The sequence below is a fragment of the Streptomyces sp. NPDC055815 genome (assembly GCF_053616475.1).
This window is the reverse complement of the sequence record NZ_JBSHDU010000009.1, coordinates 44,686-70,572: the sequence shown is the minus strand read 5'-3', so window position 1 is coordinate 70,572 and position 25,887 is coordinate 44,686. Positions and strand designations below refer to the sequence as shown.

The window sequence follows — 25,887 nt, the reverse complement described above, 5'->3', positions numbered from 1 at the left end:
GCGTCACCAGCCGGCATCACCAGGCGCGCGGCGCCGTGAGGTTACGCCGGGCCTCCCGTGATGTCCGTGAAGGTGAACGCGAAGGCGGCCGGGGCGGCGGCCAGCCGGTACGTGGGGAGGACGCCCGGGCCGCAGGACTGGGAGCCGATGCCGTGCTGGGCGTGGTCCAGATGCAGCCAGAGGGTGTCGCCCGGCACCAGATCGGAGTCGTGGGCGGCCGCGTCCAGCTGCTCCGTGGTCCAGCGGCGGGCGGTGAACGCGAAGGCGGGCTCGCCCGCGACCCGTACGCCGCCGCCTCCGCCGGTGAGGGACAGCCACCGGGTGTCGATCCGGGCCCCGTTCTCCTGCGGGCGCACGTAGGGGGTGTGCAGCGCGTCAACCGCGGCTCCGAAGCGGCCGAGCCGGGCGGCGGCCCGGGTGTCCGGGTACGCCTCGCCCGGCCCCCGGCCGTACCAGACGGCCCGGTCCAGGGCGGCCGGAAGCCCGAGGCGCACGCCGAGCCGGGGGAGCGACACCGGCCACTCGCCCTCGGGCTCGACCTCCACCAGGAGCCGTAGCGCCGTGCCGTCCGAGGTCCAGCGGTACGTGGCGCGCAGGGCGAGCGCCTGCGCGGCCGGTGCCACCCGGGTCCGTACGGTCAGGGCCTCGCCGTCGAGGGCGACCTCGTCGACGCGGTGCCGCATCCGGTGCAGCCCGAGCTCGCGCCAGAGCGGCGCGGAGTGCTCGTCGGGCTCCCAGGGCGCACCCTCGTCGTTGTCGGTGGGCGCCCGCCAGACGTCGAGCCGCAGCCCGCCGGTGACGGGCAGGCCGCCGAGGGCCAGAGGCTCCCCGGTTCGGCTGTCGAAGACCCCCGGGCCGAGGGTGATCCGGTCGGCCGTGCGGACGGGCCGTACCGCCGTCGCCTCGCGGGGGGCGGGGACGGCTGCGGACACCGGGAGCTGTCCCCACGCGACCTCGTGCCCGGCCGGCGCCCAGCGCGTGTCGGCGGCAAGCGACGCCCGTACCGTCCACAGCGTCTCGGCGGCGGCCGGGTGCGCCGGCGCTGTCGGCAGGGTGACGCGGGCGCTCTCCCCGGCGGCGAGCGCGGGCACCTCCAGCGGACCGGTGGCGAGGGTCTCGCCGTCGGCCAGGAAGGACCAGGTGAAGGCGAGATGCGCGAGATCCGCCATGTCATGACCGTTCGTCACCAGGACCGTGCCGGGCCCCCCGGGCGTGATCCGGACCGGCTCGATCACCTTCTTGTACTCGACCAGCCCCGGCGACGGCGTCCGGTCGGGGAACAGCAGCCCGTCGCAGACGAAGTTCCCGTCGTGCAGCTCCTCCCCGAAGTCCCCGCCGTAGCCGAACCCGTGCACCGGGTGGGCCAGGCCCTGGTCGATCCACTCCCAGACGAAGCCGCCCTGGCAGCGCTCGTACGTCTCGAAGAGCCGCTGGTACTCCGCGAGCCCACCGGGTCCGTTGCCCATCGCGTGGGCGTACTCGCACAGGAGGAAGGGGAGTTCGTGCCGGGCCGCCGGGCCCGCGTCGGCGCGGCGGCCGATCTCCTCGACCTCGGCGTGCCGGACGTACATCCGCGAGTAGACGTCGGTGTCGGCGCAGGAGGGGTCACCCTCGTAGTGGACGGGCCGGGACGGGTCGCGGTCGCGGATCCACCGCGCCATCGCGGTGAGGCCGACGCCGGTGCCGCATTCGTTGCCGAGCGACCACAGGACGACCGAGGGGTGGTTCTTGTCGCGCTCGACGAGCCGGGCCGCCCGGTCGAGCAGGGCGGGCGTCCAGCGCGGGTCGTCGACCGGATTGCCCTGCCGGGCCAGCTCCACGAAGCCGTGCGTCTCCAGGTCCCCTTCGTCGATCACCCAGAGGCCGTACTCGTCGCACAGGTCGAGGAAGGCGGGGTGCGGCGGGTAGTGGGAGGTGCGGACGGCGTTGATGTTGTGCCGCTTCATCAGCTCCACGTCCGCGCGCATGGTCGCGAGGTCGAGCGACCGGCCGCGCTCCGGGTGGAACTCGTGCCGGTTCACGCCCCGGAAGAGGATCCGGCGCCCGTTGACCTTCAGGACGCCGTCCTCGACCGCGACCGTCCGGAACCCGATCCGCAGCGGGATCCGCTCGCCCGTGGTCGCGAGCTCGCCCTCGTACAGGCGGGGGACCTCGGCGCTCCACGGTTCGACGTCCACCGTCGCCGACGCCCCGGTGGCCAGGTCGAGGCCGAGCCCGGGCACGGTGACCCGGCCGGGGACGTCGCACTCCACCCGCAGGGTGCCGCCGCCGGTGACGTGGTCGTACGAGGCGTGCACGAAGAAGTCGCCGGGCGCGCCGGCCGGCCGGTGCGCCACCGTCACGTCACGGAAGACGCCGGGCAGCCACCACTGGTCCTGGTCCTCCAGGTAGGAGCCGGAGGACCACTGGTGGACGCGGACGGCGAGGACGTTGTCCCGGGCCTTCAGGAGGGGGCCGACGGCGAACTCGTGGGCCAGCCGGGAGCCCTTGAACTCGCCGAGCTCCGTTCCGTTGAGCCAGACCCTGGCGCAGGACTCGACCCCGTCGAAGCGGAGCACGGCCCCGCCCTCCGCCGGCCAGTCGACGGGCAGGTCGAAGCGGCGCAGATGGTCGCCGGTGGGGTTCTCGGTGGGGACGCGGGGCGCGTCGACGGGGAAGGGGTAGCGGACGTTCGTGTAGACCGGGGCGCCGTACTCCCTGCCCTTCCCCTGGAGCACCCAGTGGCCCGGCACCGCGACGGTCCCCCAGCCGCTCGCGTCGAAGCCGGGCACCGCGAAGGAGGCGTCCTCGCCGTCGGCGGTGGGGGAGAGCCGGAAGGCCCAGTCGCCGCCGAGGGAGAAGGCGGCGGCGTCGGATCGGGCGTACCAGGCGCGGGGCGGGAGCGTGCCGCGACCGGGGGAGACGTCTTCGTACCAGGGCAGGGCGGACATGGTCCTCCTGTCGGAGAAGGGGCGGGAGGGAGCCGGAAGCGGGCCTCATGACCTGCGGAAAGCGCTTGCCGGGTGGTGTCCATCCCACCGTGCCGGAAGCCCCCGCACAACCCCGTCCGGGCCCCCGGCCCTTGGACTCTTCGCGCCCCACCTGGACAGTCCGTCGAGCCGCCGCTTAGGGTCGGGAGCCGAGTCCTCGGGCCGCCGCCCGGAACACCGGGAACCGTTCAGGAGCACGCACGTGGTCACCCTCGCCGATGTCGCCCGTCACGCCGGCGTCTCGGCCAGCACCGTCAGCTACGTGCTCAGCGGCAAGCGCTCCATATCCGCCCCCACCCGCGAGCGGATCCAGCAGAGCATCGCGACCCTCGGCTACCGGCCGCACGCCGGTGCCCGCGCGCTCGCCAGCAGCCAGACGAACGTCCTCGCGCTGATGATGCCGCTCCGCACCGGCCTCTACGTCCCCGTGATGATGGAGATCGCGATGGCCGTCACCACCACCGCCCGCTCCCACGGCTACGACGTGCTGCTGCTCACCGGCGAGGAGGGCCCCGAGGCCGTCCGGCGCGTCGAGGGCAGCGCCGTCGCCGACGCCATGATCGTCATGGACGTCGGGCTCGACGACCCCCGGCTCCCCTGCCTCCAGGAGGCCGCGCGGCCCTCCGTCCTCATCGGCCTGCCCGCCGAGACGGCCGAGGCCGCCGACGCCACCGGACTCGACAGCGTCGACCTCGACTTCGAGGCCGCCGGAGCCCGCTGCGTCGAGCACCTCGCCGGCCTCGGCCACACCCGGATCGCCGTCCTCGGCGAACCGCCCGCCGTGTACGAGCGGGGTACGGGCTTCGCCGCCCGCACCCTCACCGGACTGCGCGCCGCCGCCGGCACCCACGGCGTGGGACTGCTCCACCGTCCCGTCGACGGCACCTACGCGGCCGTCGCCGCCGCCGTCACCCGCGTCTTCGAGGAACGCCCCGGCACCACCGCCCTCGTCGTGCAGAACGAGGCCGCCGTCGAGCCCCTCCTCGCGCTCCTGCGCCACCAGGGCCGCGCCGTGCCCGAGGACGTCTCCGTCGTCGCCATCTGCCCCGACCAGGTCGCCGTGCACGCCTCCGTGCCGCTCACCTCCGTCTCCGTACCCGCCCGCGAGATGGGCCGCCTCGCCGTCGAGCGGCTCGTCGCACGCCTCGCCGGCGGGGCCCCGCGCGGCACGGAGCTCATCGCGCCCCTCCTCACGTCCCGCGCGAGCACGGGCCCGGCCTTCCGCACCGAGGACCCCCGTGAGCACGGCGGGCGCTGACAGCGACGACAGCGCGACCGAGTTCCGGGCCTTCTTCGAGCGCCACTACGCCGAACTCGCCCGCCTCGCCCACCTGCTGACCGGCGAGACCGACGCCGCCGACGACCTCGCCGCCGACGCCATGCTCGCCCTCTGGAACCGCTGGGACCGGGTCCGCGCCGCCGACCACCCCGCCGCCTACGCCCGGGGCGTCGTCGCCAACCTCGTCCGCACCCGCATCCGCGGCACCGTCCGCGAACGGCGCCGGATCGCCGCCTTCTGGGACCGCCGCCCGGAGCACACCGAGGACCCGGACGTCCCCGCCGTCCTCGACGTCCGCACCGCGCTGCGCGCCCTGCCGTTCCGCAAGCGCGCCTGCGTCGTGCTCCGGCACGCCTTCGACCTGTCCGAACGCGACACCGCACGCGCGCTCGGCGTCTCCGTCGGTACGGTCAAGAGCCAGACCGCCAAGGGCATGGCGGAACTCCAGCGGCTGCTCGGCGACCGGGCCGCCACCGAACTCGCCGCGGGGAGGCGCTGATGGACGAGGCACGGCTCCGCCGCGAACTGCGGGACGCGGCGCTCGCGCACCGGCCTGACCGCGCCCGCATCCTCGCCCGGGTGGAACGCGGCATTGCCGTGCCCGCCCCGGACGGCCGCCGCACCCGAGCGCCGCGCCCGTGGACCGGCCGCCGGCGCACTCTGCCGGCCGCCCCGCGGGCCGGCCGCCGCTGGGGCGTGGTCCTCGCCGTCACCGCGGCCGTCGCCGGGGTCGTCGGCATCGGCGGCCTCGCCGTGACCACCCCGGGCGACCGGCCCGCCGGACCCGCCACCACCCTTCCCGCCCCCGGACCCACCGCCCGCGCGGCCGGCACCGTCGACCCCGGCGGCAACCGCTGGTGGGCGCAGAGCGACCTCGCCGTCACCACGGAATCCCCGGTCGCCGGCCTCACCGTCGAGCTGCGGATCGCCCGCGGCCCCGGCGTCGTGAGCACGGGACACTGGCGCACCCGCCCCGCCGAGGACTTCACCGTGACCGTCACCGAGGAGCCCCGGGCCCTGGTCTACCGGTGGACGCTCAAGCCGGGCCGTACGGTGCCGCCCGGCCCCCACACCTTCGCCGCCCAGTACAACCACGCCGAAGGGGTACGGGACGCCTCGGCCGACACGTACACCATCCTCCTGACCGGCCCCGACGGCGGCCGCACCACCCTCCGGGGCGGCTTCGGTCCCGGCGGCGGGAACTGAACGACTTGTGGTTGACGCGGCGTCAACCCCTACGGTCCTCGAACGGGGCCGGAAACACCGGCCCCGGCGAAGGAAGGACACCATCATGGCCTGGTCGATCGCGGACGTGGCCCGGATGTCCGGGGTGACCTCCCGGACGCTGCGGCACTACGACGAGATCGGGCTGCTGGCGCCCGCCTGGACCGCGGACGACGGGCACCGCCACTACGAGCAGCCCCAGCTGCTGCGCCTCCAGCAGATCCTGCTCATGCGCGAGCTGGACCTGGGCCTGCGCGAGATCCGGGAGGTCCTGGACAGCGGGGCCGACCGCGTGACGGTCCTGCGCGAGCACCACACCCGGCTGCTCGCGGAGCAGGACCGGCTCGGCACCCTGGCCCGCACGGTCGCCCGCACCATCGCCGAACTCGAGAAGAGCGAGGACACGCACATGGTGGAGATCAACCGCCCCGAGAACCTCTTCGAGGGCTTCCAGCCCGACCCGGAGCTCGAGGCCGAGACCCGCGCGCGCTATCCGCAGGCGTACGAGCAGTCCCGGCGGGCCGTCGAGGCGCTGACCCCGGAGACATCCGAGCAGTGGCAGCGCGAGGTCACCGCCCAGATGATCCGGTTCGCCGAGTTCATGGCCGCCGGAACGCCCGCCGACGACCCGGCGGTGCAGGCCGAGGTGGACGTCCACTACCGGGACGTCTGCCGCTTCTGGACCCCGAACGCCGAGGCGTACCGGGGGCTGGCCAGGACCTACGTCGAGGACGGCCGGTTCCGGGAGAACTTCGACCGGATCGCCGTCGGCCTCGCCGAGTACGAGTGCCGGGCGATGACCTTCTACGCGGACACCCGGCTGAACTGAGCCGGAGCGGCCCGCCCGCGACTCCGGGCCGACCCCCTCTCGCGCGTACGGCGGAGGGGGCTCGGCCCGGCGGGCGATCCGCTGCCGTTCCGACCGCGCCCTGAGGGCACGGTCATTGACATCATCGGTGTGTCAATCGTCATGATCTTGGTGTTGGTGCCGGTCAGGGGTGTGCTGGCAGGCTGAGGCCATGGACATCTTCAAGACGACGTGCGGTGCGGTACGAGGCTTCCGGGCGTCGGACGACGTCGTCGCCGTGCTCGGAATCCCCTACGCCGCACCGCCGTTCGGCCCCCGCCGGTTCCGGGAGCCCGCCCCGGCGGAGGCGTGGAGCGGCGTACGGGACTGCACGGCCTTCGGCCCCATCGCCCCGCAGTCGGCGGAGCTGCCCGGCTCGCCCGTGTGGACGCCCGGAGACGAGGACATCCTCACCGTCAACGTCTGGACCCCGGCCCCGGACGGCGGCTCCCTGCCCGTCCTGGTCTGGATCCACGGCGGCGCCTACACCTTCGGCTCCTCGGCCCAGCCCGACTTCGACGGCGACGCCCTCGCCCGCGCCGGTCTCGTCGTCGTCACCCTCAACTACCGGGTGGGCTTCGAGGGGTTCGGGCACCTCCCGGACTCCGAAGAGACGTCGTACCCCGGCAACCGGGGACTCCTCGACCAGATCGCCGCCCTGCGCTGGGTGCGGGAAAACATCGCCGCGTTCGGCGGCGACCCCGGCAACGTCACGGTCGCCGGCCAGTCCTCCGGGGGCGCCTCGGTCGCCTGCCTCATGGTGATGGACCGGGCGCGCGGCCTGTTCCGCCGGGCCGTCGTCCACAGCCCCGCCAGCCCCCACTACACGCCCGACATCGCCGCCGCGACCACCCGCGAGATCGCCGCCGCGGCCGGCTGCCCGGCCACCCCCGAGGGCCTGGCCGCCGCGAGCCCGCAGGCCCTGGTCGCCGCCTCCGACCAGGTCGTCGAGGCGTACCGGCGGGACCCGGCCTCCGGATCCCGCCACTACGACCCCTCGCTGTACGCCCCCGTCCTCGACGGCGACACCCTGCCCGTCGACCCCCTCACGGGCCTGGCCGCCGGTGCGGGCCGGGACGTGGACCTCCTCGTCTGCCACACCACGGAGGAGTACTGGCTGTTCGACGCGGTGAACAGCTGCGCCAAGGTCACCACGGAGGAGCAACTCGACCGGTTCGCCGCGGACTTCGGGCTGCCCGAAGATCTCGTCGACGGCTACCGCGCCGCGCTGCCCGGCGCCCCCGTGCTCGACGTCTACCTGGCCGTCTTCGGCGACCTCCTCTTCGGAGAGTACGCCGCCCGGCTCGCCGAGCAGCAGACCCGAGGAGGCGGCCGGGCGTTCCTGTCCCGCTTCGACCGCCGGCGCGGCGGCCCGCACGGAGCCGTGCGGGCCTGGCACTGCGCGGACATCCCCTTCGCCTTCGGCAACGCCGACAGGGACTGCGTCTCGTTCCTCATCGGCGGCGCCCCCACCGCCGCCGACCACGACCTCGCCCGCCGCATGGTGGGCGCCTGGGCCGGCTTCGCCGCCACGGGCGACCCGGGCTGGCCGGCGTACGACGACACCACCGGGCAGACGAAGGTGTGGCGGACGGAGGGGGAGGACCGGGCCGAGCCGGTCGCTCTCCGCATCCTCTGGGAGCGGGCCGCATTCCCCCTCCTGCGCCCGTGAGCCGACTCGGCGACGAGCCGGGGCCCTGGGGCCGGGCCTGTCCGCGACATGCCGCTTTCGGTGTAATCGGCGGCCTGGGGCCGTCCGGCGGTCAGGCTGTGCTGGTCGATCACCGCCCGGTCGGGGAATCCGGTGGCGCACAGGTCACATGACGTGTCGGCCGAGATGAGGAAATGACCATGGCTCTGAGCCGCCGCAGCTTCGTCGCCTATGCCCTCGGGGCCGGACTGGCGCTGGACGTCGGCGACGTCGTCGTCTCACCCCGTCCGGCGAGCGCCGCCGACGCGGTGCCACCGGAGCTGCTCGCCGGTCAGGCGCTGAGCTCGTCGACCGTACGACTGATCTGGACCGCGGTCACGGGCGCCGAGACCTACCGGGTCTACCGGAACGACGTGCTGATCGCCGAACAGCCGGGCACCTTGCTGGAGGACACCGGGCTGACCGCGACGACGACGTACCGGTACGAGGTCAGCACCGTGATCGCCGGAGTCGAATCGGCACGCTCGGCGCCCGTCGACGTGCTCACCCAGCAGGCGGATCCCACCACAGTGCCGACAGCACCGACGAACCTCAAGACGAGCTCGCTCACGTCCTCGGGCGTCAAGCTCACCTGGACCAAGTCCACGGCCGTCGCCAAGATCACCGGCTACCGGATCCTCCGCGGCGCCGTCGGGGCGCCCGTCGAGAGCCTGGTCCAGATCGCGACGACCGACGGCGGCACCAGCTACACCGCGAGCAAGCTGTTCGCCAACCGCGCCTACCAGTTCGCCGTCCGCGCCGTCGACGTGGCGGGACACGTCGGCCCGGCCGCCACCATCGCCGTCACGACCAAGACCTCGAACGACACGAGCGCCCCTTCGGCGGTCTCGAACAGCAGCGTGGTGGTGCGCCGGTACTCCGACAGCCGGCTCGACATCACCTGGGGCTCGTCGAGCTCCAGCGACGTCGCCGGCTACCAGGTCTTCCGCAACAACGTCCTCGTCGCCACGGTGGAGGAGCCGCTCCGCAAGACGTACTCCGACAACGGACTCACCCCGTCGACGTCGTACACCTACCGGATCGCGGCCGTCGACTCCGCCGGCAACGTCTCCGCGCTCACGTCCGGGAGGGCCGGCTCCACCCCGGCGGCCGGAACCGTCATCGTCACCCGCGGCCCGTACGTCGTCCAGACCGACGCGACGAGCGCGCGCGTGCTGTGGTGGACCAACTTCGCGACCGACAGCACCGTCGACTTCGGCGCCGGCTCGTTCACCGAGAGCGTCTACGACCCCACTCCGCAGCTGCAGCACGCCATGCTGCTCGGCGGGCTCGCACCCGGAACCGAGTACGTCTACCAGGTGAAGTCGGGCAACGCCACGCTCGCCGGCAACCGCTTCACCACCGCACCCGCGCCGGGCACGCCCTTCACCTTCGCGGCGGTCGGCGACTACGGAGGCGGCTCGGGGCAGGAGCTGAGCATCGCCAACCTGATCAACGCGTCGTCGGCCCAGTTCGTGCAGACGCTCGGCGACAACGTGTACCCGGACGCCCAGGACCCCGATCCGGAGCACTTCTACTCCGACTTCGACAACCGCTTCTACAAGCAGTACGGCCCGGTCATCCGGACCCGGAGCCTCTATCCGGCGAACGGCAACAAGGAGTACTACGGCGACGGGGCCGCGGCCCGGAACCTGTGGTCGCCGAACAACCAGCGCTGGTACAGCTACAACTGGGGCGACCTCCACGTCCTCGTCGTCGACAGCGAGCAGCCGCTGACGGCCGGCTCCGCGCAGCGCGCCTTCATCGACGCCGACCTCGCCGCCGCGACGGCGGCGTGGAAGATCTGCGTCGTCCACCGCCCGCCCTACAGCTCGACGACCAGCAGCTCCAGCTCGTCGACGGTCCTCTCCGGTCTCGTACCGCTCCTCGACCAGTACGGGGTCAGGCTCTGCCTCTCCGGCAACTCCCACAACTACGAGCGGAGTCACCCGCTGCGCGCGGGTGCGATCAACGCGGCGGGCGTGACGTACGTCGTCTCCGGCGGCGGCGGCAACGGACTCAACCAGTTCACCCTGAGCCAGCCGTTCTGGAGCGCGTACCGGTCGGCGCGGTTCGAGTACGTGCAGGTCTCGGTCTCGCCGACCCAGCTCGTCATGAACGCGTACAGCGACACCGGGGAACTCTTCGACAGCACGACGCTGACCCAGTGAAACACCGGGCCCCCGAACGGGGGCCCGGTAGCCTCCCCCTCATGACGAACACTCAGCCCCCACGTGACACCGCCCGCCGCATACGGGACGTGCTCGGCCGGCTCGACGAGGAACAGGACATCTGGGTGTCCACGGCGGACGCGACCGGGGAGCCGTACCTCGTGCCGCTCTCCTTCCTCTGGGACAGCACCCACCTGTGGCTGTGCACCCGCCTCTCCAACCCCACCGGCCGCAACCTCGCCGCCAACGGCCGGGCGCGCCTCGCCCTCGGGCACACCCGGGACGTCGTCCTGCTCGACGGCGAGGTCACGACCTTCGGCCCCGAGCAGGTCCCGGTGGAGGCGGCGGACGCGTTCCACAAGAAGACGGGCTGGGACCCCCGCGGCTCGGGCCCCGCCTACTCCTGGTTCCGGGTCCGCCCCACCGAGGTCCAGGCCTGGCACGAGGAACCCGAACTGGTGGGACGGCACCTCATGCGGGACGGCGCCTGGACGGAGCCGGCGCGGTGAAGTCGATCTGAGCGAGGCGCACGGGTCCGCCGAGGCGGACCCGGAGGTCGGTCACGTCCGTGAGGTCGAGGCGCGTGGTGACGGTGCGGCAGGTGTACGGACCGCCCGTCGGGGCGAGCTCGACGCGGGACAGGAGCGAGCCGTCCGTGAGGGCCAGTTCGACGGTGCCCTCGCCCGCGGCCGTCACCGTCGCCTCCGACACCCCGTCCGCGAAGTCGCAGGAACGGTAGAGGAGTTCCCCTTCCCCGAGCCGCCCCGGGCGTGAACTGGTGGAGCAGGGCGAGGCGTTCGTCGGCCGTGAGCCGGTCGAGGAGGTCGTCGACCCTGCGGGCCACGGGGAGGGCCGGGTCATGGAAGGGCTGCCGGAGTGCGGTCACGTGCGAGTCCCTTGATGGAGAGCGGGGGGATGGGGTTTCGAAGCACTTCGATGCTCGGTGGGCTGAGGGGCGTGTCAAGGTGTGCCGCGGATCCACTTCCCGTATCCGCAAAGGGTATTGGGTTACACGTCAGGAGACCCGGCCCCGAGAATCCCCGGAGCGACTCATGCTGCCCCTGTGACGGTCACGTGATCCCGCAACGAAAGGGTCGAAGCGCTTCGATAGCTCGCCGCATGGTCTACCGAACGGTTCAGTCTTGACAGTGAACTGGTCGGTGTAGTTCTGTCGTTGCCGGGGGCGGCGCGGGCCGCCGATCGTGACGAGGGAGGCGGGGATATGTTCGCGGTGGTGTACCGGTGGCGGGTGCGTCCGGGCAAGGAGCAGCTGCTCGTGGACGGCTGGCACCGGGTGACCGTGGCGATCCATCAGGAGTGCGGCAGCTACGGCTCCCGGCTCCACCGGGCGGACGACGGGACCTGGGTGGCGTACGCCCGCTGGCCCGACCGGGAGACCCGGGAGAAGTGCGGAACCCCCGATCCGGAAGGCGAGGCCATGATGCGCGAGGCGATCGCGGAGTACTTCCCCGAGACGCGCCTCGCCCTCGTCGACGACCTGCTCGCCGAGCCGGAGGCCGACTGACGGGGAGGGCGGTCGCGGTCCGCGGGGGTGTCGGGCGGGAGGGGGGTCGCGCTACTCTCTGTCCGCGATTTCGGTCGCCGTACGAGATATCGAACAGCGTGAAGGTGGGGGTGGGGACCATGGGACGACTCGTTCCGGCGGTGACCAGGGCATTCGACATACTGGAGCTCTTCCTCCAGGGCGACGGCACCCTGTCCGCCCCCGAGATCACCCGCAGGCTCGGGCTGCCGCGCACCACCGCCCACGAGCTGGTCACCACCCTGACCGCCCGCAGCTACCTCGTCCCGGCGCCCGAACAGCCCGGCCGGTACCGGCTCGGCGTCCGTACGTACCAGCTCGGCAGCCGGTACGCCGAGCAGCTCGACCTCGCCGCCGAGGGGCACCAGGTCGCCCGGGAGGTCGCCGACACCTGCGGCGAGACCGTCCACGTCGCCGTCCTGGAGGACACGGACGTCATCTACATCGCCAAGGTGGACTCCAGCCACGCGGTACGGATGGTCTCGGCCGCCGGCCGCCGGCTCCCCGCCCACTGCACCGCCGTCGGCAAGATGCTGCTCGCCGCCCTTCCCCAGGACGAGCTCGACGAGCGCCTCGAAGGGCGCGAACTCCTCGCCATGACGCCCCGGAGCCTCACCGACCCGGACGCGCTGAGGGCCGCGCTCGCGGAGATCCGGATCCTCGGCGTCGCCGTCGAACAGCAGGAGTCGAACCCCGACGTCAGCTGTGTCGCCGCACCCGTACGGAACCGCTCCGGCCGGATCGTCGCGGCGCTGTCCGTCTCCGTGCCGGCGCACCGCTGGAACGACGACCGGGAGAACGAACTCACCGCCCTCGCCGTCAAGGGCGCGGCCGGCCTGTCGGCCCGCCTGGGCCACCGGCCGGTGCCCTGACTCACGTACCGGCGACGGCTCCGTCCGCGCGGCCCGCGCCCTTCCGGTCCCGGGGCTGGCGCATCCGGCTCACCGGGCCGAAGACCTCCCGGTCGTCGAGGAAGCCCTCCAGGGCGAAGGCGGCCGCGCCCCGCGTCACCGCGTTGTGCGGCACCGCGCTGCGCCGCAGGGTCGCGGCCCGGTGCGGCAGCGGCAGGACGTGCCGGCCGACCGCCTCGTACGTGGCGTCGAGCAGGCGCTCGCCGAGCAGGTCGACGACCTGGTTGCCGAGGACGAGCACCCGGGGGTTCAGCAGGTTGATCAGATTCGCGACCGCCGCGCCCAGGTGACGGGCCGTCCGGTCGACGACGGCCTCGGCCACCGGGTCCCCTTCCGTCGCCGCGCGCGCCAGCGCTGCGACCGTCGCCGCGTCGTCCGGGCCCGTCGCCCGCTCGTCGCCGGGGGCGAGTTCGCGCCAGGTCTGCGCGATCCCCCGGGTGGAGACGTACGCCTCCACACAGCCCCGGTTGCCGCAGGTGCACGGCCGGCCGTCGACCGCGAGGCAGGTGTGGCCCCACTCGCCCGCGCTGTTGGTGAAGCCCCGGTAGAGCTGCCCGTCGATCGCGATCCCGGCGCCGACACCGGCGCGCAGGGTGACCACCACCAGGTCGTCGACCTCCCGTCCGGCACCGAACCACAGCTCGGCGACCGTGCTGGCGCGCAGCGGGTTGTCGAGCCGGAGGGGCAGCCCGAGACGCTCGTCGAGCAGGGCCCGCAGCGGGACCTCGCGCCAGGACCAGTACGGGGAGTACGAGGAGACGCCGCCCTCGTGCTCCACCATGCCCGGCACGCTCACGCCCGCCCCGAGGACCCGCTCGCGGGACACCCCCGACCCCTCCAGGAGCTCCTCGACGCAGGCCGCGAGCTGCTCGACCACGTCGGCGGGCCGGACGTCGCCCGGGGGGAGGGGGCGCTCGACGGAGTGGCGGACCTCCAGGGCCAGGTCGAAGAGCTCCGCGTGGACGGCGGTCTCGGCGATGTCGATGCCGATCAGCGCGCCCCGCTCGGCGTTGACCGCGAGCCGCGCGCGGGGCCGGCCGCCGCTGGAGTCCTCGTGGCCGGCCTCGACGAGGACACCCGCCTCCAGGAGTTCGGCGGTGAGGTTGGCGACGGTGGCGAAGGAGAGGCCGGTCGCCGCCGCGAGGTCCTGGCGGCTCATCGCACCCGCCCCCGCGTAGAAGCGGCGCAGGACCTCGAAGCGGTTGAGGCGGCGGATCTCCTGCGACGTCCGCTTGATCATCTGTGCTGTCCTCCGCTCGGCCTGTCCCGTACCCCTGCCACCGATCTTATTCAAAGGGTTGGAAGAAGCGGAGGGGAGGTTATTTACAACCGTTAGACGAAGCCGTAGTTTTTCTCGCGCCACACCCGACGCCGACCGAGGAGGCCAGATGCACCACCTCAGGGCCGTACCCTGCACCCCCCAGCCCGGACGCCTGACCGAAGGACCCGTCTGGGACGCCCGGCGCCAGGAACTCCTCTGGGTGGACATCCCCGAGGGACTCGTCCACCGGGCCGCGCTCGTTCCCGGCGAGGAGGCGCCGGACCTCGAACCCCTCGGCACCCTCCGCTTCGACCGGCCCGTCGGCGCCGTCCTGCCCTGCGCCTCCGGCGCCCTCCTCGCCGCCGCCGGCACGTCCTTCCTGCACCTGACGGACGGTCGGCCGGTCACCGAGGCCGTCGAGGTCGCCGCGCCCGTCCTCCCCGACGACGGCCTCCCGCGCCGCATGAACGACGCGGCCGTCGACCCCGCCGGACGGCTCCTCGCCGGAACCATGGCCTACGACGAGAGCCCCGGCGCCGGCGCCCTCTACCGCCTCGACCGCGACGGGCTCGTCACCCTGCTCGACTCCGTCACCGTCTCCAACGGCCTCGGCTGGAGCCCCGACGGCACCCGCCTCTACTACGCCGACAGCCCCACCCGCCGCGTCGACGTCTTCGCCTACGACCCGGAGACCGGCGCCCTGAGCGACCGCCGCCCCTTCGCCGCCTTCGACCGGGGCGTCCCCGACGGCCTCGCCGTCGACAGCGAGGGCCGCGTCTGGGTCGCCGTCTGGGGAGGCGGCGAAGTCCTCGCCTTCGCGCCCGACGGCAGCCTCCACGCGCGCGTGGAGGTCCCCGCCACCCACGTGACGAGCTGCGCCTTCGCCGGACCCGGGCTCGACGTCCTGGTCATCACGACGGCGACCGCGGGCCTCGACGAGACCCGTCTGCGCGCCGAACCCGACGCGGGCCGCCTCTTCATCTGCCACCCGGGGACGACGGGCCTGCCGACGACGCCGTACGCGGACCGCTGAAACGCGGGCCTTTGCCGTACGCGGACCGCTGATCCGCGGGCCGGCCCGCCCCGTACGCCGACTCCGGTAGCCCAGGCCCGCCCCGTACGCCGACCGCTGATCCGCAGGCCCTCCCCGTACGCGAGCCGCCGCCACCGGCCCCGTACGCCGACCCCCGACCCCACCTCCCCCCGACAAGGAAGCCCATGACCTCCCCGTACGACGGGCTGCGCGCCGCCCTCGACGCCGTTCCCGTCATCGCGATCCTCCGCTCCGCCTCCGCCACCCGGTTCGCCGAAGTCACCGACACGCTCCTGGCATCGGGCGTCCGCGCCGCCGAGTTCACCCTCACCACCCCCGGCGTGCTCGACGCCCTGCGCGAGTACGCCGCCGACGCCCCGCCCGGACTCGCCCTCGGCGCCGGCACGGTCACCACGCCCGCCGAGGCGCAGGCGGCGGTCGAGGCCGGAGCCACGTACCTCATCACTCCGACCACCTCCACCGAGGTCATCGCCGAGGCCGTCCGTCTGGGCGTCCCGGTGCTGCCCGGCGCGTACACCCCGACCGAGATCCTCACGGCCTGGCGGGCGGGCGCCAGCATGGTGAAGCTCTTCCCCGCCGCCACCGGCGGACCGGAGTACCTCCGGGCCGTCCGCGCGCCGCTGCCCGACGTGCCCCTCGTGCCGACCGGCGGCATCGGCGCCGCCGACGCCCCCGCCTACCTCGCCGCCGGGGCCGCCGCCCTCGGCATCGGCAGCCCGCTGGTCGGCGACGCCTGCGAGGGCGGTTCCCTCGCGGCCCTGGCCGAGCGCGCCGCCGCGTTCCTCGACGGGATGGGCCGATGAGCACGGGACCCGCCCTCGTCACCCTCGGCGAGGTCATGGCCGTCGTCGCCGCCACCGGGCCCGGTCCGTTCGCCAACGGCGCCTCGATGCGCCTCGGTTGGGCCGGGGCCGAGGCGACCGTCGCCGTCGGGGTCAGCCGGCTCGGTCACGCGGCGGCCTGGACCGGCCGCGTCGGCGACGACGCCACCGGCGCGATGGTCCTCGCCGGGCTGCGTGCCGAAGGCGTCGACGTGTCCACCGCCCGCACCGACCCGACCGCCCCCACCGGCCTGATGCTCCGCGAGCGCCGCACCGTCGACCGGCTCCGCGTCACCTACTACCGGTCCGGCCTCGCGGGCTCCCGGCTCGCCCCCGAGGACCTCGACGAGGACCGGATCACCGGGGCCCGGATCCTCCATGTCACCGGCATCACCCCGGCGTTGAGCACCACCGCGCGCGCCGCCGTCGAACAGGCCGTCGCCCTCGCCCACGCCGCCGGGGTCACCGTCTCCTTCGACGTCAACCACCGCGAACGGCTCTGGAGCCGCGCCGAGGCCGCCGCCGTGCTCGCCCGCCTCCTGCCGTACGCCGACATCGTCTTCGCCGGCCCCGAGGAGGCCGCCCTGTTCGTGCCGGAGGAGGAGCCCGAGCGGATGGCCCGCGCCCTCGCCCGGCTCGGCCCCCGGCAGACCGTCCTCAAGCTCGGCGCCCGGGGAGCCCTCGCCGTCGTCGACGACGAGCTCCACCACCGCCCGGCCGTACCGGTCACCGCCGTCGACCCCGTCGGCGCGGGCGACGCCTTCGTCTCCGGCTACCTCTCCGCCGTACTCGACGGCGCCCCGCCCGCGGAACGCCTCCGCCTCGGCGCCCTCTGCGGAGCCTTCGCCGTCTCCGTACCGGGCGACTGGGAGGGCCTCCCGCGCCGCACCGAGCTCGGTCTCCTCTCGGCCCAGGACATCACCCGCTGACCCTCCCCGCAGACACCAGGAACCCACTCCCATGAACCGTTTCTCCGGACAGACCGCCGTCGTCACCGGCGCGGCCTCCGGCATCGGCGCCGCCAGCGCCGTCCGGCTCGCCGCCGAAGGCGCCGCGGTGCTCGTCTCCGACATCGCCGACGAGGCGGGCGAGGCCGTCGCCGCCGCCATCCGCGCCGCCGGCGGCCGCGCCGCCTACGTCCGCTGCGACGTCGCCTCCGAAGCCGACTGGAAGGCCCTCCGGGAAGAGGCCCACACCCGCTTCGGCCCCGTGAGCGTCCTGCACAGCAACGCCTTCATCCACACCCTGGCCGCGGCCCACGAACTCCCCGTCGCCACCTGGGACCGGGAGCTGGCCGTGAACCTGCGCGCCCTCTACTTCGCCACCCGCGTCTTCCTCGACGACCTGCGCGCCGAGCGCGGCAGCCTCGTCGCCACCTCCAGCGTGCACGCCGCCTTCGGTCTGCCCGGCTACGCCGCGTACGCCGCCGCGAAGGGCGGGATGTGCGCGCTCGTCCGCCAGCTCGCCGTCGAGTACGGGCCCGAGGTCCGCTTCAACTCGGTGCTGCCGGGCCCGATCCTCACCGACGTGTGGAACGACGTCGACGAGGAGGGGCGGCGGATCTCCGCCGACGCCACCGCCCTCTCCCGGCTCGGCCGCCCCGAGGAGGTCGCGGCCGCCGTCGCCTTCCTGGCCTCCGCCGACGCCGCCTACATCACCGGAACGGACCTGGTCGTCGACGGCGGCTGGACCGTGAAGAAGGAGTCGAAGTGAAGGACTCCGAAGGAACGCGAGTGAAGAGAGAATCCCCGTGAAGATCACCGCCCTGCGCACCTACCTCGTCGCCCCCCGCTGGTGCTTCCTCCGGATCGACACCGACGAGGGCATCACCGGCTGGGGCGAGCCCGTCGTCGAGGGCCGCGCCCACACCGTCGCCGCCGCCGTCGAGGAGCTCTCCGACTATCTGATCGGCCAGGACCCGATGAAGATCGAGGACCACTGGCAGGTCCTCACCAAGGGCGGCTTCTACCGCGGCGGCCCGGTCCTCTCCAGCGCCGTCGCCGGCATCGACCAGGCCCTCTGGGACATCACCGGCAAGGCCCTCGGGGTCCCCGTCTGGCAGCTCCTCGGCGGCAACGTCCGCGACCGCGCACGCGTCTACAGCTGGATCGGCGGCGACCGCCCCGACGAGGTCGCGAGCGAGGCCCTGGCCCGTAAGAACGAGGGCTTCACCGCGATCAAGATGAACGCCTCCGCCCAGCTGCGGCTCATCGACACCCCCGCGGCCACGCAGGGGATCGTGGACCGCGTCGCGTCCATCCGCGAGGCCGTCGGCGACGAGTTCGACATCGCGATCGACTTCCACGGCCGCCTCACCGCCCCGATGGCCCGCCGGGTCCTGCCGCTCCTGGAGCCGTACCTGCCCTTCTTCGTGGAGGAGCCGGTCGTCCCCGAGATGAGCGACCACATCGGCGACATCGTCCGCTCCACCTCGATCCCCATCGCGACGGGCGAACGCCTCTACTCCCGGTGGGACTTCAAGAAGGTCCTCGCCCAGGGCATCGCCGTCGCGCAGCCCGACCTGTCGCACGCGGGCGGCATCTCGGAGGTCCGCAGGATCGCCGCGATGGCGGAGGCGTACGACGTCTCCCTCGCCCCGCACTGCCCGCTGGGCCCGATCGCGCTCGCCTCCTGCCTCCAGGTCGGCTTCGCCGCGCCGAACCTCCTGATCCAGGAGCAGAGCCTCGGCATCCACTACAACACCGGCTCCGACCTGCTCGACTACCTCGTCGACCCCACGGTCTTCCGGTACGAGGACGGGCACGTGGCCCTGCCGACCGGCCCCGGTCTCGGGATCGAGGTCGACGCGAAGGCCGTCGAGCGGGCCGCCGAGGTCGGGCATCGCTGGCGCAACCCGGCCTGGCGCCGCGACGACGGCTCGCTGGCCGAGTGGTAGCCAGGGCGCACGGAAGGGGCGGGCTCCCGCACGGGCCCGCCCCTTCGGCACGGCGAACGGGTCAGCGGTGCGCGAGCACGCCCGCCGCCGGCAGCAGCCTGTTGTCGTAGTCGAACAGCGCCTGGTTCTCCCAGCCGTTGCCCGAGGCCGGGTCGGCCGGGTCCCAGCCGTTGCCCGCGACGGCCGTCCAGGTGGGCTCCCAGTACACGACGCCGAGGCCGCGGCCGTTCGGCACGGCCTCGACGACGTTCATGACGTCCCGCAGCCAGGCCGTCTGGCCCGCGCTGCTCGCCGGATAGCCGGAGACCAGCTCGGAGGAGAGGTCGATGATGTTCTCGTGGGCGTCCTCGCTGTCCAGACGGAACGGGTAGGCGGTCTCCGCGACCAGCACCTTCTTGCCGTAACGCGCCGAGACGTCGTCGAGGTTGGCCTGGAGCGAGGACAGCGCGCCGTGCCAGTAGCCGTAGAAGGACAGCGCGATCACGTCGTAACCCACGCCCTGCGCCGTCGCGTTGTCGAACCACGTGCGGTACAGCGCGTTGTCGCCGCCGTTGGCGAGGTGCAGGGCGATCTGAGTGCTCGACGAGACCGTCTTGGCGGCGGAGATCCCGGACTTGAGCAGGCCGGCGAGCTGGGTCCAGTTGCTCGTGGAGCCCTCCGGCCACAGCATGCCGGTGTTGATCTCGTTGCCGATCTGCACCATGTCGGCCGTGGTGCCCTGCGCCTTGAGGGCGTTGAGGACGTCGTAGGTGTGGTTGTAGACGTCGGTCTTGAGCTGGGTGTACGAGTGGCCCGACCAGGCGGCGGGCTTGGTCTGGGCGCCGGGGTCGGCCCAGACGTCGGAGTAGTGGAAGTCGACGAGGAGCTTCATGCCCTGCGCCTTGATCCGCTTCGCGGTCGCGAGGACGCGCGCCTTGTCGTTGTAGCCGTCCGCCGGGTTCACCCACACCTTGAGACGGCCGTAGTTGGCGCCGGAGTTCTTCAGGAGGGCGACCGGGTCGCCGGTGGTGCCGGAGCTCGACCTGTAGGTGCCGCCGAGGTCCTCGCTCTTCTTCAGCGCGGACAGGTCGACGCCCTTCACGCTGAGCCCGCTCGTGCCCGGGGTGAAGGTGAGGTCGTCGACGTTGATCCAATTGCCCGCGTGGGCATCCGAGTTGACGCTGATCGTGCAGGCCCCGCCGACGACCGTGACCGGGGTGACGATCCGTATCCAGCCGCTCGACGTCACCGGCAGGTCGGTGCGCTGCTCGGCGGAGCCGCAGTTGCGCAGGGCGAGGTAGGCGGAGTTCTGCCCGCCGCCGGAGCGCACCCAGGCGCTGAGGGTGTAGCTGCCGTCGGTGAGACCGGTCAGGTACTGGTACGTCTCCACCTTGTAGGCGGCGGAGGACCAGTGGCTCAGGCGGTGGCCGCCGCTGTGGCCGCCGGCCTCGGTGAAGGAGGCGGAGTTCTGTCCGGCGGCGGAGTAGGTGGACCAGCCGGAGGGGGTGGCGGTGCCGGTGCCGTCGGCCTCGAAGCCCGCGTTGGTGAGGGTGGAGGCCGCTTCGGCGTGCTGCGCCGCGGGCAGCGGGGCCAGGAGCAGGGCGCCGAGCGCGGCGGCGAGGGCCGTGGCGCGCAGGCGGATGCGGCTGCGGAGGGGGTGCATCGTCGAGTCCCTTCGACGGTGGCGGATGTGAGGGGCGTGCGGTGGTTCCTTGCGGTGGTACGGCTCACCCGGGGGCGGCGCAGCGGGTGCGGGCCGCCCCCGGGGAGTTCAGGGGGGAGTGGGCTCAGGCGTCGAGGCGTACGACCCTGACGGCCCCGGCCGGGACGGTGAGCTTGCCGTCCGCCGTGTCGCCGTGGAGGAGCTCCGTGCCGGAGCCGTCCAACGTCACCTCGGCGTCCTCGGCGGAGTGGTTGAGGGCGAAGACGTACCGGGCGTCGGCACCCGCGCGGTGCACGACCTCCACGTCGTGCGGGAGCGCGGTGCGCGGGGCGATCCCGGCGTCCTCGCAGGCGGCGGCGAGGATCGCGTCGAGCGAGGCCGCGTCGAGACGGGTGGAGACGTACCAGGCGGTGCCCCGGCCGAGCCGGTGCCGGGTGACGGCGGGCCCGCCGGCGGCCGGGCCGTCCGCGTACGACCACACGGTCTGGGCCCCGCGCGGGCGGACGAACTCGGTCCAGACGTCTCCGGTGAGCGTGGCGCCGTCCGGCCCGCGGACCGTCACGCGCTGGTCGTCCAGGAGCGGGGACCACTCGTCCACGGTGAGGCCGAGGACCTCGCGCAGGGCGCCCGGGTAGGCGCCGGGGTGCACGGCGTCGTGCTCGTCGACGATCCCGGAGAAGTACGAGACGACGAGGGTGCCGCCGTTCTCGACGTACTCGCGGAGGTTCTGTCCGGCGGCCTCGGTGGTGAGGTAGAGCGCGGGCACGACGACGAGCGGGTAGGCCGACAGGTCGGACTCGGGGTGGGCGAAGTCGACGGTGAGGTGCCGGTCGTAGAGGGTCTCGTAGAAGCTGTCGGCGCGCTCGCGGGCCTCGTGGGCCGCGTTCGGCCGCCATTCCAGGTTCTGCGCCCACCAGGAGTGCCAGTCCCAGACCATGGCGACGTCCGGGACGGTCCGGCTGCCCCGCACCTCCTCCAGGGCCTCCAGGCCGGCGCCGAGGGCGACGACCTCGCGCCAGATCCGGGTGTCGGTGCCGCCGTGCGGGACCATCGCGGAGTGGAACTTCTCGGCGCCGCGCCGGGACTGGCGCCACTGGAAGAACATCGCGCCCTCGGAGCCGCGGGCGACGTGGGCGAGGGAGTTGCGGGCCATCTCGCCGGGGCGCTTGGCCGGGTTGCGGGCCTGCCAGTTCACGCCGGAGGTGGAGTGCTCCAGGAGCAGCCAGGGCGCGCCGCCGGCGACGGAGCGGGTGAGGTCGGCGGCCATGGCCAGGTTGACGTGGGTGCGGCGGCCGTCGGTGATGAGGTAGTGGTCGTTGGTGACGAGGTCGACCTCGCGGCCCCAGGCCCAGTAGTCGATCGAGTCGCACTGGCTGAGCGCGGTCATGAAGTTGGTGGTGACGGGGATGTCCGGGGTCAGTTCGTGGAGGATGTCCCGTTCCATCCGGAAGTTCTCCCGGATGGTGGCGTCGGCGAAGCGGCGGTAATCGAGCTGCTGGGCGGGGTTGCCGACGGTGGGGGTGGCGCGGGGTGGGTCGATCTCCTCGTACGTGCCGTAGCGCTGGCCCCAGAAGGCGGTGCCCCAGGCCTCGTTCACGGCGTCCACGGAGCCGTACGTCTCGTGGAGCCGGCGGCGGAAGTGGGCGGCGCAGTTGTCGCAGTAGCAGGCGCTGACGGGGACGCCGTACTCGTTGTGGACGTGCCAGAGGGCGAGCGCCGGGTGGCTGCCGTACCGCTGGGCGAGCGCGGTGGTGATCCCGGCGGCGGCCGTGCGGTAGGCGGGCGAACTGTGGCAGATCGCCCCGCGTGAGCCGTACGAGAGGCGGACGCCCTCGGCGGTGACGGGCAGGGCCTCGGGGTGGGCGCGGTAGAACCAGGCGGGCGGCGCCACGGTGGGGGTGCCGAGGTCGACGCGGACGCCGTTCTCGTGCAGCAGGTCGAGGACGCGGTCGAGCCAGCCGAAGTCGTGGCGGCCGGGCTCGGGTTCGAGCAGGGCCCAGGAGAAGATCCCGACGCTCACCATGGTGACGCCGGCCTCGCGCATCAGCCGGACGTCCTCCTGCCATACGCCTTCCGGCCACTGTTCGGGGTTGTAGTCCCCGCCGAACGCGAGCCGATGCAGGCCCTTGGGAGTGGTCTGCGGCATGAGTCTCTCCTGAAACCTGGGGAGTTGGAACGGGGATGTCCGGGACGTTTCTGGGAACGTGCACACAGTCGATCTCGATGTGGCAACGCAACATAACCGCACACGAACAACCATTGACAAGTGTCCGGAACATTTCTCTACTGTGAACGCTCACAGATGCATGACCGGCCATCCCGCTCCAGGGAGAGGCCCCTTTTTCGGTCAGGGAGAAGTACCCCATGCCTCACATCTCGCGCCGCGGAATCGCCGCCGCCACCGCCGTCCTGCTCGGCGCCACCGCGCTCACCGCCTGTGGTTCCTCCGACTCCGGCGACAAGGCGGGCGCCGAGTCCGGCCCCGTCTCCCTCACGTACTGGGCCTGGGCGCCCGGCATGGACAAGGTCGCCGCCCTCTGGAACGCCGAGCACCCCGACATCAAGGTGACCGTGCAGAAGCAGGCCTCCGGCGACGACCTCGTCACCAAGATCATCACGGCGACGAAGGCGCACAAGGGCCCGGACCTCGTCCAGGCCGAGTACCAGGCTCTCCCCACCCTCGTCAGCAACGAATCCCTGGCCGACATGGCCGGCGAGGTCCCGCAGAGCGTCAAGGACGCCTACGCGCCCGGCATCTGGCAGCAGACCACCTTCGGCGGCGACGCCGTCTACGCCCTGCCGCAGGACTCCGGGCCGCTGATGTTCTTCTACCGCGAGGACCTCTTCAAGCAGTACGGCCTCACCGTCCCCACCACCTGGGACGAGTTCGCCGCCACCGCCCGCACCCTGAAGAAGAAGGCCCCGGACAAGGCCCTGACCACCTTCTCCGCCAACGACGCCGGACTCTTCGCGGGCCTCTCCCAGCAGGCCGGCGCCCAGTGGTGGACCTTCGAGGGCGACAAGTGGAAGGTCGGCATCGACGACGCCGCCACCAGGAAGGTCACCGACTTCTGGGGCGGCCTGGTCGCCGAGGGCGCCATCGACAACCAGCCCATGTACACCCCCGCCTGGAACAAGGCCATGAACACCGGCGAGCAGCTCGCCTGGGTCAGCGCCGTCTGGGCCCCCGGCACCCTCACCACCGCCGCCCCCGCCGGCAAGGGCAAGTGGGCCATGGCCCCGCTCCCGCAGTGGACCAAGGGCGGCCGCACCACCGGCAGCTGGGGCGGCTCCTCCACCGCCGTCACCGCCGACTCGAAGCACAAGGCCGCCGCCGCGAAGTTCGCCATCTGGCTGAACACCGACCCGAAGGCCCTCGCCGCCCTGGTCAAGGAGACCGGCATCTACCCCGCCGCCACCGCCGCCCAGACCAGCGGCGCCCTCGCCCAGGCCCCCGACTACTTCGCCAACCAGCCCGACTTCTACACCCGCGCCGCCGAGATCGCGAAGACCACCGCGCCGGGCGCCTGGGGTCCCAACGTGAACGTCGCCTACACCTCCTTCAAGGACGAGTTCGGCAAGGCCGCCAAGGCCAGGTCCGGCTTCGGCGCCGCCCTCACGGCCGTGCGGAACACCACCGTCGCGGACCTGGAGAAGCAGGGCTTCGGAGTCGCCAAGTGACGCAGCCCCGCCAGGGCGCGCGCCGGTCGTACGGGGTCAAGGCGGCCCCGTACGGGGTCAAGGCGGCCCCGTACGGCTTCCTCCTGCCCGCCGCCGCCCTCTTCGCCCTCTTCTTCGCCCTGCCCATCGGCTACGCCGTCTGGCTCAGCTTCCACAAGGTCGAGATCAAGGGCCTCGGCCTCGGCAAGGGAGCCCGGCACGAGGTCTGGGCCGGCCTGGAGAACTACACCTCCGCCCTCGCCGACTCCGAGTTCCTGCGCAGCGCCCTGCGCGTCCTCGGCTACGGCGCGATCGTCGTCCCCGTCATGCTCGGCCTCGCCCTGCTCTTCGCGCTCCTCCTCGACTCCGAGCGCGTCCGGGCCCGCTCCTTCGCCCGCCTCGCGATCTTCCTGCCGTACGCCGTCCCCGGCGTCATCGCCGCGCTCCTCTGGGGCTTCCTCTACCTCCCCGACGTCAGCCCCTTCCTCTACCTCCTCGACGCCCTCGGCCTCCCGCAGCCCGACCTCATGGACGGCGGACCGCTCTACCTGTCGATGGCGAACATCGCGATCTGGGGCGGCACCGGCTTCAACATGATCGTCATCTACACCGCCCTGCGCTCCCTGCCCGCCGAGGTGTACGAGGCGGCCAAGCTCGACGGCTGCTCGGAGCTCCAGATCGCGCTCCGCATCAAGATCCCGATGGTGGCGCCCTCGCTGGTGCTCACCTTCTTCTTCTCCATCATCGCCACCCTCCAGGTCTTCAACGAGCCCATGACGCTCAAACCGCTCACCAACGGCATCCCCTCCACCTGGAGCCCCCTCATGAAGGTCTACAACGACGCCTTCACCGGCGGGAACATCCACGCCGCCTCGGCCACCGCCGTCGTGCTCGCCCTCGCCACCTTCGCGCTCTCCTTCGCCCTCCTCAGGGCCTCCAACCGCCGCACCACACAAGGAGCAAGCCGATGACCGGGCTCGCCTCCCCGCTGCGCGCCGCCGCCCCGGCCGCCGGCACCACCCCCGGCACCTCCCAGGGGCCGCCACCTCCCTCCGCCGGAAGGACCCGCGGCCGCACCGCCCTGCTCCCCACGGCGGGCCTCGTCCTCGGCGCCCTCTACTGCCTGCTGCCCGTCGCCTGGGTCGTGGTCGCCGCCACCAAGTCGGGCCAGGACCTCTTCTCCACCTTCACCTTCCTGCCCGGCGACGGCCTCACCGACAACCTCGCCGACCTCAACACGTACCGCGAGGGCATCTACTGGCGCTGGATGGGCAACTCCGTCTTCTACGCGGGCCTCGGCGCCGTCCTCTCCACCCTCGTCTCCGCGTTCGCCGGTTACGCCTTCGCCGTCTACCGCTTCCCCGGCCGCGAGGCCTTCTTCAACGTGATCCTCACCGGCGTCCTCATGCCGCCCGTCATCCTCGCCGTCCCGCAGTACCTCCTCATGGCCGAGGCCGACCTGACGGACACCTACGCGTCCGTCCTGCTGCCGCTGATCCTCTCCCCGTACGGCGTCTACCTCGGCCGCATCTACGCAGAGGCCGCCATCCCCATGGAACTGGTCGAGGCGGGCCGCATGGACGGCGCCGGCGAGTGGCGGATCTTCCTGCGGATCGCCGTCCCCATGATGTCCCCGGGCCTGGTGACGATCTTCCTCTTCCAGTTCGTCGCCATCTGGAACAACTTCCTGCTGCCGTTCATCATGCTCGGCGACGACGAGAAGTTCCCCATGACCGTCGGCCTGTTCACCCTCCTCAAGCAGGGCGCGAGCCAGCCCTCCCTCTACACCCTCGTCATCGCCGGAGCCCTCCTCGCCGTCCTCCCGCTCATCGCCCTGTTCCTGCTCATCCAGCGCTTCTGGAGCCTCGACCTGCTCTCCGGCGCCGTAAAGTCCTGACCACAGGGGATCGAGGGGAAAC

Annotated in this window: 22 protein-coding genes; 17 read left to right on the top strand and 5 right to left on the bottom strand. The window is 72.9% G+C overall.

All coding sequences use genetic code 11. The features are described from left to right. Positions 1–41 precede the first annotated feature (41 nt). The gene (locus ACWGN5_RS09110) at positions 42–2,930 is read right to left on the bottom strand and encodes a glycoside hydrolase family 2 TIM barrel-domain containing protein (protein ID WP_453512703.1); all 2,889 of its coding nucleotides are present in this window, start codon (positions 2,928–2,930) and stop codon (positions 42–44) included. Between the two features lie 241 nt (positions 2,931–3,171). Between ACWGN5_RS09110 and ACWGN5_RS09105 the strand changes: the two genes are divergently transcribed. The 7 genes from ACWGN5_RS09105 (at position 3,172) to ACWGN5_RS09075 (ending at position 10,689) form a co-directional block, all read left to right on the top strand. Further along, entirely contained in the window at positions 3,172–4,227 is a 1,056-nt protein-coding gene (locus ACWGN5_RS09105) for a LacI family DNA-binding transcriptional regulator (RefSeq protein ID WP_453512701.1), read from the top strand. After that, positions 4,208–4,747: a SigE family RNA polymerase sigma factor gene (locus ACWGN5_RS09100; RefSeq protein WP_453512698.1), complete on the top strand. Its 540-nt coding sequence runs from the start codon at positions 4,208–4,210 to the stop codon at positions 4,745–4,747. The genes ACWGN5_RS09105 and ACWGN5_RS09100 overlap by 20 nt, the downstream gene beginning before the upstream one ends. Beyond that, entirely contained in the window at positions 4,747–5,454 is a 708-nt protein-coding gene (locus tag ACWGN5_RS09095; RefSeq protein WP_453512696.1) for a hypothetical protein, read from the top strand. The genes ACWGN5_RS09100 and ACWGN5_RS09095 overlap by 1 nt, the downstream gene beginning before the upstream one ends. An 85-nt stretch (positions 5,455–5,539) precedes the next feature. Beyond that, complete coding sequence (locus ACWGN5_RS09090) at positions 5,540–6,301, top strand: MerR family transcriptional regulator (protein ID WP_453512693.1); 762 nt, start codon at positions 5,540–5,542, stop codon at positions 6,299–6,301. Positions 6,302–6,491: 190 nt separating this feature from the next. Further along, positions 6,492–7,991 carry a carboxylesterase/lipase family protein gene (locus ACWGN5_RS09085; protein ID WP_453512692.1) on the top strand — a complete coding sequence of 500 codons (1,500 nt, stop codon included), beginning with the start codon at positions 6,492–6,494 and terminating at the stop codon, positions 7,989–7,991. Between the two features lie 179 nt (positions 7,992–8,170). Continuing rightward, the gene (locus tag ACWGN5_RS09080; RefSeq protein ID WP_453512690.1) at positions 8,171–10,180 is read left to right on the top strand and encodes a fibronectin type III domain-containing protein; all 2,010 of its coding nucleotides are present in this window, start codon (positions 8,171–8,173) and stop codon (positions 10,178–10,180) included. 41 nt (positions 10,181–10,221) lie between these two features. After that, positions 10,222–10,689 (top strand): pyridoxamine 5'-phosphate oxidase family protein, encoded by a 468-nt coding sequence (locus ACWGN5_RS09075; RefSeq protein WP_453512687.1) that lies wholly within the window; start codon positions 10,222–10,224, stop codon positions 10,687–10,689. On the opposite strand, the gene ACWGN5_RS09070 is transcribed toward ACWGN5_RS09075, so the two are convergent. Beyond that, complete coding sequence (locus ACWGN5_RS09070) at positions 10,652–11,041, bottom strand: hypothetical protein (protein ID WP_453512685.1); 390 nt, start codon at positions 11,039–11,041, stop codon at positions 10,652–10,654. The two genes, ACWGN5_RS09075 and ACWGN5_RS09070, sit on opposite strands and share 38 nt — an antisense overlap. A 361-nt stretch (positions 11,042–11,402) precedes the next feature. On the opposite strand from ACWGN5_RS09070, the gene ACWGN5_RS09065 reads away from it, so the two are divergent. Further along, on the top strand, positions 11,403–11,705 hold the full coding sequence (locus ACWGN5_RS09065; RefSeq protein WP_453512683.1) for an antibiotic biosynthesis monooxygenase: 303 nt from the start codon (positions 11,403–11,405) through the stop codon (positions 11,703–11,705). Between the two features lie 119 nt (positions 11,706–11,824). Further along, complete coding sequence (locus tag ACWGN5_RS09060) at positions 11,825–12,595, top strand: IclR family transcriptional regulator (RefSeq protein WP_453512681.1); 771 nt, start codon at positions 11,825–11,827, stop codon at positions 12,593–12,595. Between the two features lies 1 nt (position 12,596). Here the strand turns inward: ACWGN5_RS09060 and ACWGN5_RS09055 are convergent, their stop codons facing one another. Continuing rightward, positions 12,597–13,874, bottom strand: a complete 1,278-nt coding sequence (locus ACWGN5_RS09055) for an ROK family protein (RefSeq protein WP_453512679.1) — start codon at positions 13,872–13,874, stop codon at positions 12,597–12,599. A 148-nt stretch (positions 13,875–14,022) separates the two neighbouring features. Between ACWGN5_RS09055 and ACWGN5_RS09050 the strand changes: the two genes are divergently transcribed. The 5 genes from ACWGN5_RS09050 to dgoD all read left to right on the top strand — a co-directional run bounded on the left by ACWGN5_RS09050 (position 14,023) and on the right by dgoD (position 18,666). Further along, entirely contained in the window at positions 14,023–14,928 is a 906-nt protein-coding gene (locus ACWGN5_RS09050) for an SMP-30/gluconolactonase/LRE family protein (RefSeq protein WP_453512677.1), read from the top strand. 185 nt (positions 14,929–15,113) lie between these two features. After that, positions 15,114–15,752: a bifunctional 4-hydroxy-2-oxoglutarate aldolase/2-dehydro-3-deoxy-phosphogluconate aldolase gene (locus ACWGN5_RS09045; RefSeq protein ID WP_453512676.1), complete on the top strand. Its 639-nt coding sequence runs from the start codon at positions 15,114–15,116 to the stop codon at positions 15,750–15,752. Then, the gene (locus ACWGN5_RS09040; protein ID WP_453512674.1) at positions 15,749–16,699 is read left to right on the top strand and encodes a sugar kinase; all 951 of its coding nucleotides are present in this window, start codon (positions 15,749–15,751) and stop codon (positions 16,697–16,699) included. Before ACWGN5_RS09045 ends, ACWGN5_RS09040 begins: the two co-directional genes overlap by 4 nt. Before the next feature lie 31 nt (positions 16,700–16,730). Beyond that, positions 16,731–17,483, top strand: a complete 753-nt coding sequence (locus tag ACWGN5_RS09035) for an SDR family NAD(P)-dependent oxidoreductase (RefSeq protein WP_453512671.1) — start codon at positions 16,731–16,733, stop codon at positions 17,481–17,483. A gap of 37 nt (positions 17,484–17,520) precedes the next feature. Continuing rightward, the gene (gene dgoD / locus ACWGN5_RS09030; protein ID WP_453512669.1) at positions 17,521–18,666 is read left to right on the top strand and encodes a galactonate dehydratase; all 1,146 of its coding nucleotides are present in this window, start codon (positions 17,521–17,523) and stop codon (positions 18,664–18,666) included. 61 nt (positions 18,667–18,727) lie between these two features. Here the strand turns inward: dgoD and ACWGN5_RS09025 are convergent, their stop codons facing one another. Further along, positions 18,728–20,308, bottom strand: coding sequence for a glycoside hydrolase family 53 protein (locus ACWGN5_RS09025; protein WP_453512666.1), 1,581 nt, complete (start codon positions 20,306–20,308; stop codon positions 18,728–18,730). A 124-nt stretch (positions 20,309–20,432) separates the two neighbouring features. Continuing rightward, on the bottom strand, positions 20,433–22,454 hold the full coding sequence (locus tag ACWGN5_RS09020; RefSeq protein WP_453512663.1) for a beta-galactosidase: 2,022 nt from the start codon (positions 22,452–22,454) through the stop codon (positions 20,433–20,435). A gap of 218 nt (positions 22,455–22,672) precedes the next feature. Between ACWGN5_RS09020 and ACWGN5_RS09015 the strand changes: the two genes are divergently transcribed. From ACWGN5_RS09015 to ACWGN5_RS09005, 3 genes are read left to right on the top strand one after another with little or no spacing between them, the layout of a single operon-like run. Further along, positions 22,673–23,989, top strand: a complete 1,317-nt coding sequence (locus ACWGN5_RS09015) for an ABC transporter substrate-binding protein (protein ID WP_453512661.1) — start codon at positions 22,673–22,675, stop codon at positions 23,987–23,989. Then, complete coding sequence (locus ACWGN5_RS09010; protein ID WP_453512659.1) at positions 23,986–24,939, top strand: carbohydrate ABC transporter permease; 954 nt, start codon at positions 23,986–23,988, stop codon at positions 24,937–24,939. Before ACWGN5_RS09015 ends, ACWGN5_RS09010 begins: the two co-directional genes overlap by 4 nt. Continuing rightward, the gene (locus ACWGN5_RS09005) at positions 24,936–25,865 is read left to right on the top strand and encodes a carbohydrate ABC transporter permease (protein ID WP_453512656.1); all 930 of its coding nucleotides are present in this window, start codon (positions 24,936–24,938) and stop codon (positions 25,863–25,865) included. Before ACWGN5_RS09010 ends, ACWGN5_RS09005 begins: the two co-directional genes overlap by 4 nt. The last annotated feature ends 22 nt before the right edge of the window (positions 25,866–25,887 follow it).

What these genes read in the sequence shown, in the direction of transcription:
- ACWGN5_RS09110 (WP_453512703.1), bottom strand. Translation starts at nt 2,930, where the DNA reads ATGTCCGCCCTGCCCTGGTACGAAGACGTCTCCCCCGGTCGCGGCACG.
- ACWGN5_RS09095 (WP_453512696.1), top strand. Translation starts at nt 4,747, where the DNA reads ATGGACGAGGCACGGCTCCGCCGCGAACTGCGGGACGCGGCGCTCGCG.
- ACWGN5_RS09090 (WP_453512693.1), top strand. Translation starts at nt 5,540, where the DNA reads ATGGCCTGGTCGATCGCGGACGTGGCCCGGATGTCCGGGGTGACCTCC.
- ACWGN5_RS09085 (WP_453512692.1), top strand. Translation starts at nt 6,492, where the DNA reads ATGGACATCTTCAAGACGACGTGCGGTGCGGTACGAGGCTTCCGGGCG.
- ACWGN5_RS09080 (WP_453512690.1), top strand. Translation starts at nt 8,171, where the DNA reads ATGGCTCTGAGCCGCCGCAGCTTCGTCGCCTATGCCCTCGGGGCCGGA.
- ACWGN5_RS09075 (WP_453512687.1), top strand. Translation starts at nt 10,222, where the DNA reads ATGACGAACACTCAGCCCCCACGTGACACCGCCCGCCGCATACGGGAC.
- ACWGN5_RS09070 (WP_453512685.1), bottom strand. Translation starts at nt 11,041, where the DNA reads ATGACCCGGCCCTCCCCGTGGCCCGCAGGGTCGACGACCTCCTCGACC.
- ACWGN5_RS09065 (WP_453512683.1), top strand. Translation starts at nt 11,403, where the DNA reads ATGTTCGCGGTGGTGTACCGGTGGCGGGTGCGTCCGGGCAAGGAGCAG.
- ACWGN5_RS09060 (WP_453512681.1), top strand. Translation starts at nt 11,825, where the DNA reads ATGGGACGACTCGTTCCGGCGGTGACCAGGGCATTCGACATACTGGAG.
- ACWGN5_RS09055 (WP_453512679.1), bottom strand. Translation starts at nt 13,874, where the DNA reads ATGATCAAGCGGACGTCGCAGGAGATCCGCCGCCTCAACCGCTTCGAG.
- ACWGN5_RS09050 (WP_453512677.1), top strand. Translation starts at nt 14,023, where the DNA reads ATGCACCACCTCAGGGCCGTACCCTGCACCCCCCAGCCCGGACGCCTG.
- ACWGN5_RS09045 (WP_453512676.1), top strand. Translation starts at nt 15,114, where the DNA reads ATGACCTCCCCGTACGACGGGCTGCGCGCCGCCCTCGACGCCGTTCCC.
- ACWGN5_RS09040 (WP_453512674.1), top strand. Translation starts at nt 15,749, where the DNA reads ATGAGCACGGGACCCGCCCTCGTCACCCTCGGCGAGGTCATGGCCGTC.
- ACWGN5_RS09035 (WP_453512671.1), top strand. Translation starts at nt 16,731, where the DNA reads ATGAACCGTTTCTCCGGACAGACCGCCGTCGTCACCGGCGCGGCCTCC.
- ACWGN5_RS09025 (WP_453512666.1), bottom strand. Translation starts at nt 20,308, where the DNA reads ATGCACCCCCTCCGCAGCCGCATCCGCCTGCGCGCCACGGCCCTCGCC.
- ACWGN5_RS09020 (WP_453512663.1), bottom strand. Translation starts at nt 22,454, where the DNA reads ATGCCGCAGACCACTCCCAAGGGCCTGCATCGGCTCGCGTTCGGCGGG.
- ACWGN5_RS09015 (WP_453512661.1), top strand. Translation starts at nt 22,673, where the DNA reads ATGCCTCACATCTCGCGCCGCGGAATCGCCGCCGCCACCGCCGTCCTG.
- ACWGN5_RS09005 (WP_453512656.1), top strand. Translation starts at nt 24,936, where the DNA reads ATGACCGGGCTCGCCTCCCCGCTGCGCGCCGCCGCCCCGGCCGCCGGC.